14 protein-coding genes and 1 pseudogene are annotated in these 15,019 nt (G+C 47.0%); 6 read left to right on the forward strand and 9 right to left on the reverse strand.

The window, feature by feature from the left end; translation table 11 throughout:
- Positions 1-39 precede the first annotated feature (39 nt).
- The gene (locus AC59JO_RS24675; protein WP_497308724.1) at positions 40-309 is read right to left on the reverse strand and encodes a hypothetical protein; all 270 of its coding nucleotides are present in this window, start codon (positions 307-309) and stop codon (positions 40-42) included.
- 455 nt (positions 310-764) lie between these two features.
- Between AC59JO_RS24675 and AC59JO_RS24680 the strand changes: the two genes are divergently transcribed.
- Genes AC59JO_RS24680 through AC59JO_RS24690 form a run of 3 tightly spaced genes read left to right on the forward strand, consistent with a single transcriptional unit; the run spans position 765 to position 5,819 of the window.
- Positions 765-1,124, forward strand: coding sequence for an ImuA family protein (locus AC59JO_RS24680; RefSeq protein WP_497308726.1), 360 nt, complete (start codon positions 765-767; stop codon positions 1,122-1,124).
- Positions 1,117-2,619, forward strand: coding sequence for a Y-family DNA polymerase (locus AC59JO_RS24685; RefSeq protein WP_497308728.1), 1,503 nt, complete (start codon positions 1,117-1,119; stop codon positions 2,617-2,619). The genes AC59JO_RS24680 and AC59JO_RS24685 overlap by 8 nt, the downstream gene beginning before the upstream one ends.
- Entirely contained in the window at positions 2,616-5,819 is a 3,204-nt protein-coding gene (locus tag AC59JO_RS24690) for an error-prone DNA polymerase (protein ID WP_497308730.1), read from the forward strand. The genes AC59JO_RS24685 and AC59JO_RS24690 overlap by 4 nt, the downstream gene beginning before the upstream one ends.
- A gap of 5 nt (positions 5,820-5,824) precedes the next feature.
- Here the strand turns inward: AC59JO_RS24690 and AC59JO_RS24695 are convergent, their stop codons facing one another.
- The 4 genes from AC59JO_RS24695 to AC59JO_RS24710 all read right to left on the reverse strand — a co-directional run bounded on the left by AC59JO_RS24695 (position 5,825) and on the right by AC59JO_RS24710 (position 8,096).
- The gene (locus AC59JO_RS24695) at positions 5,825-6,757 is read right to left on the reverse strand and encodes an SOS response-associated peptidase (RefSeq protein ID WP_497308732.1); all 933 of its coding nucleotides are present in this window, start codon (positions 6,755-6,757) and stop codon (positions 5,825-5,827) included.
- On the reverse strand, positions 6,706-7,008 hold the full coding sequence (locus tag AC59JO_RS24700) for a hypothetical protein (RefSeq protein ID WP_497308734.1): 303 nt from the start codon (positions 7,006-7,008) through the stop codon (positions 6,706-6,708). The genes AC59JO_RS24695 and AC59JO_RS24700 overlap by 52 nt, the downstream gene beginning before the upstream one ends.
- 373 nt (positions 7,009-7,381) lie before the next feature.
- Positions 7,382-7,621, reverse strand: a complete 240-nt coding sequence (locus AC59JO_RS24705) for a hypothetical protein (protein ID WP_497308736.1) — start codon at positions 7,619-7,621, stop codon at positions 7,382-7,384.
- 4 nt (positions 7,622-7,625) lie between these two features.
- Positions 7,626-8,096, reverse strand: a complete 471-nt coding sequence (locus AC59JO_RS24710) for a hypothetical protein (RefSeq protein WP_497308738.1) — start codon at positions 8,094-8,096, stop codon at positions 7,626-7,628.
- Between the two features lie 151 nt (positions 8,097-8,247).
- Here AC59JO_RS24710 and AC59JO_RS24715 point away from each other — a divergent pair, with 151 nt between their 5' ends.
- From AC59JO_RS24715 to AC59JO_RS24725, 3 genes are read left to right on the forward strand one after another with little or no spacing between them, the layout of a single operon-like run.
- A complete protein-coding gene (locus AC59JO_RS24715; RefSeq protein ID WP_497308740.1) occupies positions 8,248-9,141 on the forward strand; it encodes a DUF72 domain-containing protein in 894 nt (297 codons plus the stop codon).
- A gap of 5 nt (positions 9,142-9,146) precedes the next feature.
- Positions 9,147-9,374, forward strand: coding sequence for a hypothetical protein (locus tag AC59JO_RS24720; RefSeq protein ID WP_497308742.1), 228 nt, complete (start codon positions 9,147-9,149; stop codon positions 9,372-9,374).
- A gap of 11 nt (positions 9,375-9,385) precedes the next feature.
- Complete coding sequence (locus AC59JO_RS24725; protein ID WP_497308744.1) at positions 9,386-10,159, forward strand: DNA-formamidopyrimidine glycosylase family protein; 774 nt, start codon at positions 9,386-9,388, stop codon at positions 10,157-10,159.
- Positions 10,160-10,534: 375 nt separating this feature from the next.
- On the opposite strand, the gene AC59JO_RS24730 is transcribed toward AC59JO_RS24725, so the two are convergent.
- The 4 genes and pseudogenes from AC59JO_RS24730 to AC59JO_RS24745 all read right to left on the reverse strand — a co-directional run.
- Positions 10,535-11,212, reverse strand: a complete 678-nt coding sequence (locus AC59JO_RS24730) for a type 1 glutamine amidotransferase domain-containing protein (RefSeq protein ID WP_497308746.1) — start codon at positions 11,210-11,212, stop codon at positions 10,535-10,537.
- A 376-nt stretch (positions 11,213-11,588) separates the two neighbouring features.
- Entirely contained in the window at positions 11,589-13,919 is a 2,331-nt protein-coding gene (locus AC59JO_RS24735; RefSeq protein ID WP_497308748.1) for an FdhF/YdeP family oxidoreductase, read from the reverse strand.
- A gap of 15 nt (positions 13,920-13,934) precedes the next feature.
- Entirely contained in the window at positions 13,935-14,285 is a 351-nt protein-coding gene (locus AC59JO_RS24740) for a DUF7009 family protein (protein WP_497308750.1), read from the reverse strand.
- A pseudogene (locus AC59JO_RS24745) lies at positions 14,275-14,496 on the reverse strand (formate dehydrogenase accessory sulfurtransferase FdhD); the annotation flags it as partial. The gene AC59JO_RS24740 and the pseudogene AC59JO_RS24745, both read right to left, overlap by 11 nt.
- Positions 14,497-15,019: the final 523 nt, after the last annotated feature.

Here is a 15,019-nt window from a genome sequence, read left to right on the forward strand (position 1 = left end):
CTTTTGTTTTGCCGGTCAGAAGCAAAACAATTTGCCTGGTTACAACTGCTTTATACTTCTCAATAACTCATCCATTTCACGCTGACAGCCGGTGATTACTGCGGTGACATCTTCCTGTTCGTTTACATTCAACAAGTCACCATCATAAATCCAGTTATCCTCCTGGTCAAACAATAATCTTCCCAATTTTAACTCCGGCAAAGGCTCATAGAGCCAATAACCACCGGTGGTATCCGGCACGAGCTGGATCCAGCGTCCCGACCGGGTTTTTACCCTTACTACCTTATCATCGAATAACTTACTTCTCATTTAAAACAAAGGTGAATAAAAAATTGTAAAAAAGTATAATGAATTGCTAAAAATATTAGCATAGTTTTGTAGTCCCAAATTGAAGTGTTATGACAGGCGAGAAACAGGCGATTATCGACAAACTCAGGCAGGATATCCTGACCTGGGAGGGCTTCAGGACCGCAACAACAGGTGAGTCCGGTCACATCGGCCTTGGTCCGCTCGAAGCAGCATTTCCCAACAGGGTTTTTCCGATAGGGGCTATTCATGAATTTATAAGCCGGCGGCCCATTGAGACGGCGGCATGTGGGGGTATAATAGCCGGGATACTCCGTGTATTGTTGGAAAAAGGGGGCATTTGCGTTTGGGTAAGTTATACCAGACGGATATATCCTCCGGCATTGAAACGGTTCGGGCTGAACCCGGATCGAGTGATCTTTGTCGATGTTCCCTTGCAGAAAGATGTGCTGTGGGTCATGGAGGAAGCGCTGAAATGCCAGGGCGTTGCGGCGGTGGTTTGTGAAACCCATGATCTCAGTTTCATGGAGTCCCGCCGCCTGCAGCTCGCCGTTGAACAAAGCCAGGTAACAGGTTTTGTGCTTCGGAAGGATGTAAAAAAAGAGAATACGACGGCCTGCGTTTCGCGCTGGCGTGTACGGCCTGTCCGCAGCCAGCTCAGGGCGGGCATGCCTGGAGTCGGTTTGCCCCGTTGGCAGGTTGATCTAACTAAGATCAGGAATGGCATCCCCGGTACCTGGATCCTGGAATGGTACCGGCAGCAGTTCCGGACAGTAACACCTTTGGCCATACCTGAAAAATCGCACCGGTATGCCTAAGCGTTTTTTGTCCCTTTGGTTCCGTTACCTGCTGACGGATTGGAAAGCGGTCCGTCAGCCCGAGCTCAGGGGAAAGCCTTTTGTTTTTGCTGAACCGGATCACGGGCGGCTGATCGTGAGAGCGGCGACTGCTACTGCTCAGCGGTTTGGTATAGCAGAAGGGATGACCCTGGCTGATGCCAAGGTCATTACACCGGACCTTGCAGTATTTGATCATAAGAAGGGACGGGAAGTGAAGCTACTTGGAGGCCTGGCAGACTGGTGCCTGCGGTATACGCCATTGATCATGCTGGACCCGCCGGACGGATTGTTACTCGATATTACCGGCTGCGCGCATCTCCGTGGAGGGGAGCGCGAATACCTGAAAGATATGGTCACCAGGTTAAAAGCTAATGGTTATGACGTCCGCCCCGGGATTGCCGATACGATCGGTGCGGCCTGGGGAGTTGCCCGCTGTGCACAAACCGGCCTGATCGTACCGGAAGGGGGGCACCGAAACGCCTTGATGCCCCTGCCGCCATCGGCGCTTCGCTTACCAACGGATTTGTTGATCAAATTGCAGAACCTTGGCCTGGATAAAATCAGCAGTTTAGTGCATATGCCGCATTCCGTGCTTCGCAGGCGGTTTCAAAAAGAGTTGGTATTGCGGCTTTTACAGGCACTCGGTCAGGAGGAGGAATTTCTCATTCCGCTGAAAGAAGTTTTACCTTATAGCGAACGGCTGGAATGCCTGGAACCTGTCCGGACCCGGGAGGCTATCGAGATCGCAGTTTTTAAATTATTGGATGCGCTTTGCAAACGCTTGTACGGGGAAGGTAAAGGCCTGCGGCAATCGGAGCTGATCTGGTTTCGTGTTGACGGGAAGAAGGGGCAAATAGGTATCGGTACCAGCCAGGCCAGTAACCGTACCGATCATCTGTTCAAACTTTTTTCATTGAAGTTCGATCAGATCGAACCGGCACTGGGAATTGAGCTTTTTGTACTGGAGGCATCGCTCGTGGAAGCCGTCTGTGAGCAGCAGGCCGGCCTTTGGGCCGGAAAGCCGGGGGCGGAGAGCGAAGAGATCGCGGAACTGATTGACAGGATCGCAGGGCGGATCGGTAACCAGGGTATCAGGCGTTACCAGCCCTCTGAACATTACTGGCCGGAGCGTGCGGCTTCACCCGGTAAGCACCAGGATAACAGCACTGACGGTGAATGGTGGAGCGACAGGCCCCGGCCTATCCAGTTACTGGAACAACCTGAACTGATCCAGGCGATGGCTTTGACACCGGATTATCCGCCCAAAATGTTTAAGTACCGGGGGAAACGCCATGTGATCGCCGCCGCCGACGGACCGGAGCGGATCGAGCGGGAGTGGTGGCTGGAGCCCGGTGAACACCGTGATTATTATATAGTCGAGGATGAAGAGGGGGGACGTTACTGGCTGTTCCGTTCGGGGCATTACGATTCGGAAGCGCCGCAGCTTTGGTATTTACATGGATATTTCGCATGAGCTACGTAGAATTACAGGTGACCAGCAATTTCAGTTTCCGGCGTGGCGGCAGCCACCCGGAAGAACTTGTCGACCAGGCGGCCGACCTGGGCTATGACGCGATTGGTATAACCGACCGTAATACTTTTGCCGGACTCGTTCGCGCTTATGTCGTAGCCAAAGACAGGAACATCCGGTTAATACCCGGTGTCCGTTTGGACCTTGTCGACGGCCCTTCTTTATTGGCTTATCCTACTGATAAGGATGCCTATACCCGTTTGTCGGCCCTGCTGACCAAAGGTAACCTGCGGGCGGAAAAGGAAAAGTGTTTTATCTATAAAAAAGATGTTTACGAACACAGTGAGGGTTGTATTTTTATCATTATCCCTCCGGGGAAACTGACGGAAGATTTTGAATTTGAACTGGTATTCAAAGCCCATGTCCGGGAATACCGGGCCAACCTGAGCGAACTTTATATAGCGGCTACCCGGTCATACCTCGGTGACGATCAGAAACGGCTTTTTCTGCTATCGGAGCTGAACGTGCCGATGGTGGCGACAAACGATGTGCATTACCACGCCCCGGAGCGCCGGGAACTGCAGGATGTGCTCACCTGTGTGCGCGAGAAATGCACCATATTCAATGCTGGCTACCGGTTGCATCAGAACGCCGAACGTTTCCTTAAGCCCGCGGCTGAAATTGACAGGCTCTTTAACCAGTACCCGGAGGCCGTAACCAACGCCCGCAGGATCGCGGATGCCTGCACATTCGACCTCAAATCGTTGAAATACCGGTACCCGCATGAACTGACCACCGAGGGCCGCAGTCCCCAGCAGCAACTGGAATGGCTGACCTGGAGGGGTGCAAAGGAAATGTACCCGGGTGGCATCCCGGAGAAAGTACGTGCATCGCTGATTGATGAGCTGAATATCATTGAGGAAACGGAAACTGCAAATTATTTTCTCACCGTAGAGGATTACGTGCGCTGGGCGCGGAGCAGGCGCATCCTTTGCCAGGGGCGCGGATCTGCGGCTAACTCGGCAGTGTGCTTCGTGCTGGGTATCACCTCCGTCGCGCCGGATAAATTCAACCTGCTTTTCGCCCGGTTCCTTTCCAAAGAACGAAACGAACCGCCTGATATCGATGTCGATTTTGAGCACGAACGCAGGGAGGAAGTGATCCAGTATGTGTTTGAACGCTTCGGGCGGGACCGGGCAGCGATATTGCCTACGGTGACGATGCTGCATTTCAAAGGTGCTGTACGTGATGTCGGCCGGGCAATGGGCCTGTCCGCAGACGTGGTCGGTAAGCTGTCCGATGCTTTCGGCGACTTTTCGGAAGAAGATATGAATTCCGGCCAGCTGCGGTCATTCGGCCTGAATGCTAAGGAACCGCTGTTGCTCAAAGTGATGCAGCTTACTTCCCAGATGATCGGCTTTCCAAGGCAATTGGGGCAGCACACCGGGGGCTTTGTGATCACTGACGGCAAGCTCAGTGACCTGTGCCCGATCTTTCATGCCCGCATGGAAAACCGTACCAATATCGAATGGAACAAGGATGATATCGACGCGCTGGGGTTCATGAAGGTGGATATCCTGGCGCTGGGTATGCTGACCTGTATCCGCAAGGCCTTCGACCTGGTAGAAGAACACTATGGCAAACAGCTAACGCTGGCCAATATACCTCAGGATGACCCGGCTGTTTATCAGATGATCACGGAAGCCGATACCCTGGGCGTATTCCAGATCGAAAGCCGGGCGCAGATGTCTATGCTGCCAAGAATGAAGCCGACCTGTTTTTATGACCTGGTGATCGAAGTCGCCATTGTCAGGCCCGGTCCGATCCAGGGCGATATGGTGCATCCCTATATCCGGAGGCGTAACGGGGAAGAGGCGGTGGATTATCCCTCGGATGAAATTAAATCGATCCTGGAGCGTACGCTGGGTGTTCCGCTTTTCCAGGAGCAGGCCATGGAACTGGCCATTGTGGCTGCAGGCTTTACGCCGGGTGAGGCTGACCTCCTCCGGCGTAGTATGGCGACTTTCAAATTCAACGGCCTGGTGACCAAATTCGAGCATAAGCTGATCAACGGTATGATCTCCCGCGGCTACAGCAAGGAGTTCGCGCAACGCATCTTTAAACAACTCGAAGGTTTCGGGAGCTATGGTTTCCCGGAAAGTCATGCGGCAAGTTTTGCCCTGCTGGTCTATGTTTCCTGCTGGTTGAAATATTACCATCCCGATGTCTTCGCGGCAGCGTTGCTGAACAGCCAGCCGATGGGGTTTTATCAGCCGGCCCAGATTGTGCGCAATGCCCAGGAACACGATGTCAAAATGTTGGAGATCGATGTGAACCATTCACAATGGAACAATACCCTTGAAGGCAAAAGCGGACGTTATTGCCAGCTACGTCTCGGCTTCCGGCAGATCAAAGGGATCCGTGAGGAAGAAATGGAAAAGTTGGTTGCCGGGCGTCTAAAACCTTATACCGAAGTCCATCAGCTTTGCGATGCCGGGTTGAGCGTAGCGACTATGGAAAAACTGGCCAATGCCGACGCATTTCGTTCCATGGGCCTTGACAGAAGGCAGGCCCTTTGGGAAGTTTCCGCATTGAACGACCGCCCGGTCGCACTTTATGCAGGTCAGCCTTCGGACAGTAAATATGAGCCACAGGTACAACTGCCATTTATGCGGGATTCGGAGCACGTGGTCAGGGATTATGCGACAACTGGTTTATCGATCAAAGGGCACGCACTAAGTTTTATACGGAATAAACTTGAATTGTTGCATATCGTAACAGCCAGCCAGGCAAACTTGACTGAAAATAAAAAAGTCATTAAAACTGCAGGGTTGATCCTGATCCGTCAGCGGCCCGGTACTGCCAAAGGTGTTTGCTTTATCACATTGGAAGATGAAACGGGTACCTGTAACCTGGTCGTTTTTCCAAAGTTATTCGATAAATACCGCAGGGAGATTCTCCACGCCCGTTTACTCATGGTCGAGGGTGTTGTAGAGCAAACAGAAGTAACCCATATCATCGTTCGCCGTTGTTTCGATATAACCAGCTTGTTAGGCGACCTGACCGCGGTGCGAAATGAACAGCAGCCGATCCTGACGCTTTCCAGGGCAGATGAGAAAGCATCGCCATTTGTTCCAATGGAAAAGCCATTGAAAACGCAGCAAGCTGAGGACAGCTTTCATAAAGGGAGGAACTTTAAGTAAGAAAATTAACTGAAAAGGTCGCCTTGTCCAGCCGTACTTGGCGGAGCATAAGCCCTGGCAGGATTTCCAACCACAGCCATTTCAGGTGGTCGTTTACCTGTCACCGGTTCCAGGTCATCCGGCCATGCGTTGAACTCCAGGTCTTCCGTGACATCGAGGTAAGTAGTGTCCAGCGGCGCGAGTTCGGGGAAATTCCGTGGCGTAGCTTCATTTGCCGTACGGTAATCCGGATCGACCGTGCAAAACTCCAGCAAGCGTGAAGGGATCTGTGTCCGCGCGATGGTACTCAGACGTTCTTTCCCCGGCTTTCCCAGCAACCATTCATAGGCAAGGTCGTCGGTTAGCATGGTGGGCATCCGTAATTTTGAATTGTGGATCTGACGCATCAGCGTGTTGGCCTGCGTGATTCCGATGGCTACGGTATTAACAAACTGGCTCGTTTCCGGATCTAACCACTCATTGTATAGGCCCGGCATAAAAAAGTATTCCTGGCTTTTTACAGTAATATAATAAGGATACTTGATAGTCTCTTTTAACTCTTGGCCTTTCTTGCCGATTTTCGGCACATGCCGGCTTTCGACGATACCGGTAGAGAGCACCAGGCAGCGGCGGTTTTTAGCGGCGTCCGCCCACATCGACCGTTTTCCGGCTTCATTGATAAACAGGTTCTCAGACCTGAAATTCAACGTGGTGAATTTAGTCCGGAATATATTGGCCTCCGCTCTTGTCTTCACAAAGCCGGGTACATATCCCCATTCGGCCTGCACGATCTCAAAATCTTTACCATCCTCAGATGGTACCAGAATGGCGCAAGGAGCATAATTAAAACCATTATGCACGCCAACATTCAGGAAATTGTATTTCCTGACCTCTTTTTCGAGGTTTTTCAGTCGAATAAACTCGGAGCGGGTGACTTTTTGGCCGTTGTAGTAACACATATCTCGTTTTTCTTATTTCTGATATAAGCGGCAACATGCCTGCCAACTTCCTCAGCCAGCTCCTGGCGGCCTTCCGGCACCGAGGTCCAGAACTTTTTATCGTCCGAATCGTAGGCTACGGTAATAACCAGGGGCTGCATGGCTGGTTGCGCAAATTCAATATGAAAAACCCTGCCGCTTTTGAGGCTGTGCTCTGCAACCAGCGCTGCTGAGCCCCGGTAAGTTATTTCAAATTGTTGAATTGCTGCCATGTTAAAGATAAAAATTAACGCGAAGAAATAATAATGCTAAATTAATTAGTATTATTGTAAATTCAAAATAGTGTAGCGGAATTTACGTTACTTCCGTAAATTTAGAGGAGAACAACATTATCTAAATACTATACCTGCTATGGAGCTTAATACCGGGACCGATATACTAGCTAAGCCCCGCTGCCCGGCTTGCCGGAGGCCTCTCATCTATGAAGTTAACATGAATTGGTTTTACAGATTAGTTAACAGGTTTCATCCTGTCCGTAAGTTTTTTTGTGTGAGCTGTATGTCGGGTAAATATGTATGGCGCAAACATTCCAGGCACTAAGGGATAGGACCCCCTTTGGCAATTCCTTCAGATATTGGGTTAACTCTAAAAGCTACTTAATTCGGCATCGATCTGTTCGCCGATGCCATCGATATCATCGCGGGTTAATCCTGAGTGCCCAACGATAATATAAACCCCTTCAACCGTTTTACAGATCGTTCCCAAAACGATACTATCCTGTACCAACTCAAAACACGGTCCCTTATGTTCGGCGCACGCTATCTCTCTGGCTTCCATATCGCATTGCTGCGAACCTACCTGGCAGTTAATTTTAATCGGATCCATCATTTCATTGGTTACGCCCCTCGATCTTTGATACTATTTTATGGAACAAGTCTTTATCTAAAGGATTTCCCTCGGTTTGCTGCCATTCTTCCTGTTGTTCAATAACCGCTATCATTACCCCTTCCTTTTCAACCCCAAAATGCCCTTCATTGTCAGTAATACGGTAATAGTTTGTTATACCATGAGTAGTTTCGGTAAATGTAAAAGAGTCAAATGGCTCTTTCTCCCTGATGAAATCGACGATTTGTTCCTGTTCCTCCATGCTGAAATGCTCTCCGGTAAACTCCCAGATCTGGTTGTCATCCAGGTTAAAGGCTACCTCTCCGAGCTCCTTTCCGGTCATATCGGTTTCCAGGATACGGTAAACGCCGGTAAAATACTTTGATTCCGGCAGACTGATTAAAATCGGTTCAATCGTAACGGTAGACTGGCTACCGTCAGGTTTCATTAGTGTTAGCGACGAAATGTTGATCATGGCACTTGTTTTCTTTAAAAGGATTAAAATTGAATAAAGTTTCAACAGCTTATCTGGCTTTATCACAGATCTTTGATGACGGTGAAATCTTGCTGGCTACCTTTTACTTTTATTTGCCTTTTAATATCACATGACTCCGTAACTTCGGCCTATGCACTTTGGAAGAAACGAAAACGATCTGACAAACTTTGATCATCACTTGCCCGCTGATCCAGAGCTGACCACAGCTACGCTGCGGGTCGTTCAGCCCGCAACTCAGTTTGAAGCTTTTGTAGGTGCGCCAAAGTGGGGCTATAAAAACTGGTTAGGCAAAATATATCCAAGGAAGACCAGAGACGCCGATTTCCTGCGCAGCTATGCCGCCCACTTTAACACGGTTGAGCTGAGTACGACATTCTACCAGCCGCAGCCTCCCGATAGGATGTATGCCTGGAAACAAATGGTTCAAAACTTTCCGGATTTTAAATTCTGTCCAAAGTTTCCGCAAAGCATTACGCACATGCGCAGGTTCCGGAACGTGGAGGAACAGACCAATGAATTTTATACCAGTATTGCTGTCCTCGGAAAACACCTCGGCCCGATATTCCTCCAGCTGGCAGATAACTTTACGCCTAATAGCTTTAACGATTTGAAAGCTTACTTAGCAACCTTGCCGACTGATGTTCCCTTATTTTTGGAGGTTAGAAATAAGAACTGGTTTGCAGACACTGGTCACCGCAAAAATTTATTTGAGTCGCTCAGGGAGTTAAATATGGGGGCCGTGATCTCCGATACAATTGGGCGGCGTGACTGCGTTCATATGGAACTGACCATTCCGCATGCCTTTATCCGGTTCGTCGATAGCGGGGATGAACAAACAGACCTGCAACGATTAGACGAATGGGCTATACGACTAAAATCATGGAAACAGCAAGGCCTGCAATCCTTATACTTTTTTATCCATGCCGGCGATGCGCCCGCTTTGACCTTGTTTGAATATTTCACCCCTAAACTCAATGAGGAACTTAACTTAGCTGTCAAAATTCCCGGCAGCGCATTATCTTAGTGATTATGGAAGATCAAATACCTTCTTTTAGTTTTGAACTGGAATACGCAGGCAATACGGTAACTTGCGAGGTAACGATGCAGGCGCGATCGTACGATATATTTTTCGATGGCCGGTTGATGGGGGCTATCGCCCATACCGGTGATGCCGCCTGGATACAGGAATCCGGGGTCATACTGCCTGATTCGATCATTGAAGAAATTGGCCTGCGGGTCGAAAGTGAATATCAATAATAATTAAAGCCATGCCGGAAATCCCTGATTTAAATGTATTCAGCAGCAATCTTGCCCGAAGACTCGTTGGAAAGACGCTGGCGTCAATCCATATCCCGATAACCCGCCAGCTCAAAGTCCCCGAAAACGTCATTCAGGAGGCGCTCGAAGGCCAGTCTTTAACGGCCATTAACAGGATAGGTAAAGAACTACACTTTTTATTTGGAAACGGGCATGTATTAAGCATCCATCTGATGCTGCACGGCACCATGTACTGGTATGAAAATGAAAATACCAACCGGTTCACGATCGCGGAATTGCTGTTTGCCGATGGTACCGGGCTGGCGGTCACCGACTGGCAAAAGGCGGTGATCCTGACGCTCGATCCTAAATCCAATGGAGCGCCGGATGCCATGGACCTGCCTGCCGGTTATTTGAAGGCGGCACTCTCCAAATTGTCCAAGCCCATCAAAACGGTGTTAACCGATGGCAAAACTGTCCAGGGTATCGGCAACGCGTATGTGGATGAAATCCTTTACGCGGCAAAAATATCACCTTTTTCAAAGGCCAACAAGATCCCTGAAGCCCATATTGAGGTTTTGACCCAGGCCATCAACAATGTGCTAACTGATGCGGAAAACCATATCCGCGGAAATTTTCCGGATACCATCACTGAAAAGGAACGTGATTTTCTGCAGGTGCACCGGCCGAAGCAATCCTTGACGCTTAATGGTGAAGTAATACTCAAAGCTGAATTGGATAAGCGTAAAACGTATTATACGGAAAGTCAGCAGTTGTTTGAATAAGTTTTTTTCAAAAGCGAAAACCCCAAGAGGTTGCTCTAAATGGCACGGAGAGGGAGGGGTTTGTACTTAAGTACTTTTTTGCAATTTCCGGTTATGGAAAGTCATTTCTAAAAACATACGGGTTCTTATTGACTTAAAATTATGCTCAAATTGGCATAATATTATCCGAACACCGTCAAGACTTCAGTCCTAAAAGGAGTGGTTCGAAAAACGCCTACTAAAGGTTCATTAAATGTGTATCAATTCGCTCAAAATGTCTTCGCGGTGCTATTGTCCAACTGGTAAAACGACGTTAAGAAAAATAGCGTTAAAAGTGAAAGGTGAAAAAAATTGGCCGCCGCTTTAATAAAAAGCAGTACGGCCACAAGATGAATATCAGTTAGATTTTCCGAGGATTGCGACGATTTTTTCACCAACACCTTTACCGGAGGCTGGATTTTGGCCGGTTACTAGTTTACCATCCGCAATACTAAAGGGTTGCCATGGTGCTACGGTGTGATAAATCGCGCCTTGTTTGGTTAGCTCAGTTTGCAGATCAAATGGCACATCAGCCCTGGCATAGCCATCTTCTTCCTCGGTGGTGAAAGAAGAGATGTTTTTGCCGTTCACGATGTAGCTGCCGTCACTGAGCTTAACGTTAAGCAGTGAAACCGGCCCGTGGCAAACAGCTCCAACTACCGCACCACGCTCCCAGGTTTCCTTAACAACCTTTTTGATCAGCGCATCGTCTGCCATGTCTACTAAAGGGGCAAGGCCTCCCGGCACAAAGATGGCATCATATTTACTGACATCAACCGTAGAAAGTTTAACAGCATTTCTCATTTTTTCCCAACCTTCGCCGGTTAAGAAATCGAGATTATCCGGGTCAGCTGCTGACTCAAGATCATCAAGATACGGACTTTCTCCGGTTAGCGTAGCAAAATCAATTTCATAATTAGCTCTTGCAAATTCTGCGTAAGGATGTGCTACTTCCGGTAAAAAATTACCTGTTCGTCTTTTGTTTGGACCAATGGTATTGGTGTTTGAGGCAATGATTAAAACTTTCTTTTTCATGATTGTTTTGACTAGATGGTAAATATTGCGCTGTTTATTTTTGCTGTCAAAGTTCGTATCGAGATTTAAGTATTGTATATCAGCGAAATTATATGACTTATAACATGACTGATAAATTCTGTCTGTACTATTATGCAAAGGCCATTTTGAACATATGAATTTGGCTCACCAGGATTCGGCTTTAGAACCCAGGAAAACTTCTTTAGAAGACAACTTTTAACTGGGTAATAGGAAAGATATAAATATGGGATGATGACCATGACAGTGTACGGTGACGGTCCTGACTTTAAGAAATGATACTGCGGCCAACGAACCGCATTTTATTTGTTAATACCGACAGGATTTCACCAACAATGGTTACCGTCGACACGAGATATCATCGATTTTCGAGATTCAATGGATTATGTCTCCTGATCTTGATTTTGACATATTTTGATGCGGGCATGTTACTTTCGCCAACGACGTTATTTATAGAGACCAGCACATTGGTTTCCGGAAAATAGGTGAGCGTGTTTCGCTCAGGTATGGAGTAGGGTACTATGATGAAAAGTGGTGCGATCCGTTCGATGCCATCGTCGTAGTTAAACAAATCAACTTTGTCACCGGCTGCAAAGCTACCATCGTCAATATCTTTTTGATTCATGAATATTACTCTACGTTCGTTTTTAATCCCGCGATACCTATCCTCTAATCCGTAAATAGTTGTATTGAACTGATCATGTGTACGAGTGGTAGCCATCAAATATTCGTTTTCCTTAAGCGTGTTGTCAGGAACCATCGTCATCGTAAATATGGCACGGTCTGCATATTTTTCGGTGATGAAATTCCCCTCACGTGCAGCGTTGGGTAAATAAAAACCACCTTTTTCACGAACTCGCTTATTATAATCCTCAAAGCCGGGAATGCACTTCTCAATAACATCCCTTACGGCATCATAACTGTTGGCATACAATTGCCAGTTAATGACAGATCGTGTACCGAGTGTTGCCATAGCCATTCTGCAAACGATTTGTGTTTCATTGATGAGTTTGTCGGATATAGGCTTTAAGATGCCTTGTGATGATTGAACAATTCCCATTGAGTTTTCCGTGCTGATGAACTGCGGTTTTCCGTTTACAACATCCAGATCGCTCCTGGAATAGGTTGGCAATATCAGGGCTTCGTGGCCGTGCACCAGGTGACTACGGTTTAACTTGGTAGAGACACAGATACTTAAACGAAGTTTCCGAAGGGCTTCGGCCGTATAGGTTGTATCAGGAGTAGCTGATATAAAATTCCCTCCCATACTGAACAGCACTTTGACTTTTTCGGCATGCATTGCCTTAATGGCCCGTACAACGTCGTAACCATGTTTCCTTGGAGGCTCAAATCCGAAAACCTCTTTTAGTCGATCCAATTGCTTTTGTGTGGGCTTTTCATTAATCAGCATAGTACGGTTGCCTTGAACATTGCTGTGCCCGCGTACAGGGCAAACTCCCGCGCCGGGTTTTCCGATACTTCCCTTTAGTAATAACAGGTTGACAATTTCTTTGAGCATATCTACGCCATTTGGCTGTTGCGTAAGTCCCATTCCCCAGCAAAATATAATCCTTTTTTTAAACGCCATCATTTGCACAGCCTGATAAATGGATGCGGCAGGTATTCCACATTTTTCAGCTAAATCTTCCAAATGATAGTTTTCAAATTGTTTGATGAAGTCATGGTAACCGGCTGTCTTTTTATCAATAAAATCGTGATCAAACACCTCGCCGGGGCTTTTCCTTTCAAAATCAAGAAGCAAAAACTCCATTGCTTTTAAAAGCGCCATATCGCCGTTTATTTTAACAGGGAGAAAAAGGTCGGCCAGTGAAATGCCATTGCCCAACACACCATTTAGCTGCTGCGGATTGTGAAACCCCATTAGCCCCGCTTCAGGTATTGGATTGATTGCAATGATCTTTGCTCCATTGAGCTTCCCTTTTTCAAGGGCGCTCATCATCCTCGGCGCATTTGTACCAGGGTTATGGCCTATGATGACGATGACATCTGTATTGTAAAAGTCGTCCAGTTTTACCGTACCCTTACCAACGCCCAGCGTAGGCATTAACGCAAAACCGGATGTTTCATGGCACATGTTCGAACAGTCAGGCATATTATTAGTGCCATATTCTTTCGCAAAGAGCTGATAAAGAAAAGAAGTTTCATTGCTGGTCCTTCCCGATGTATAAAAAGCGGCTTCATCAGCTGAATCGAGCGCATTCAGATGTTCTGCTATTTTTTTAAAAGCATCGTCCCAGCTAATTGGCTCATAATGTGTGCCTCCTTTTGGCATATACATTGGTTCGGCTAATCGTCCAAAACGGCCAATTTCAAAATCGGTTAGCATGGCGAGGTCATATACCGAATTTTTTTTAAAAAAGGCGGCGGTAACTTTCCTGGTTGTTGCTTCTTCTGCCAATGCCTTAGCACCATTTTCGCAATATTCTCCTACCGGAGACCGTTCATCATCTGGATCCGGCCATGCGCAGCTCGAGCAGTCAAAACCTCCTTTTTGATTCATCGAAAAAAGTGCCCTCATGCCTCTTATTGGAACGCCCTCCTCAAAAAGATCGCTGAATGCGGCCATTACGGCAGGAATGCCGGCTGCCCATTTTTCGGCACCTGTAGATTTTAGTTTCAGTAATTTATAAGGGTTTTCTGCAGACGGTACTTTTTTGTCTTCACTCATGGCTTTTGGCTTTGATCAACAGGTTAATAATGGATTCGGAAAATTGTCGCTTTGGTCTTCTTCAGCATTGTCCAAACAGGCGAAATCTTTTTCTACCAGCAAGCTTACCCGGCGACTCTGATCCATAAAGCCTACCTTTTCCGTGTTAATAAGTTCCTCAATCATCTTTCTTGGCATGTTCAGCTGAATTTTATCTCCGGTAAAATCCGACGATAAATGTTCATCATCAGTGATCGTGATTGCGTAATGCAAAGTTTTACTGGCAAACTCAGTTTTATCTTTCAGGAAACTACCGCTGCCCAATTGAGCAATGTCAGATTTGGTTAACCTGTATCTCACGGAATTACCTTTAATTCTAATTTTCATTGTAAGTGGATAGCGTTATATGGTCACTGGAATTATAAATACAGGCCCGTTCGTCCCGAAGAAAACCGATCAATGTCAAGTCAAATTCAATTGCGAGTTGTACCGCAAGACTGGACGGGGCGCCGATAGCGGCTACAACAGAAATACCGGCAATGGCAGCTTTTTGAATTAATTCGGAACTTGCCCTTCCGCTCAACAGCAGAATGTGCTCATTTAAAGGAACCCGTTATTAATAAATGCGTTGTTGCCGATCAATTTATCTAACTCTTTTTCGTACTATAAAGTTAATACTGCATTTATGCCTTTTTAATCATTATGAAAATAATTGTTATAAAAATTCTGATAAATAATGTCAGGAGCATTGGTGTACATTTTGGCATACTTATGACAAATGGCACTCAATTTAACTCACCATTCATAAGGATGAACTATATAAAAAGCAGTTGAGCTCAAATCTTATCTGTACTTCATTGATTGATGCTGATCTGTTGTTTATTAATTGGCAATTATTCGTTTAGTAATAACTTATACTTTAATAGCTTGGATTTGTTACTGTGCTCATATCTTGAATAACAGGCATGGACTGTTTATTTTCCATTGACACATTTGTTGCTATTTCAGGAGTTGCTGCCGCCAGTAGGTTTTTATCCCGGCTTGCCCTTTATTGGATTTAATCTTCGCTTTTTGAAATCAGCCTTTAGTTGCTCCATTATCCGCTTACATACCCCCTTGTC

It is taken from the genome of Mucilaginibacter sp. A5337, assembly GCF_059690695.1.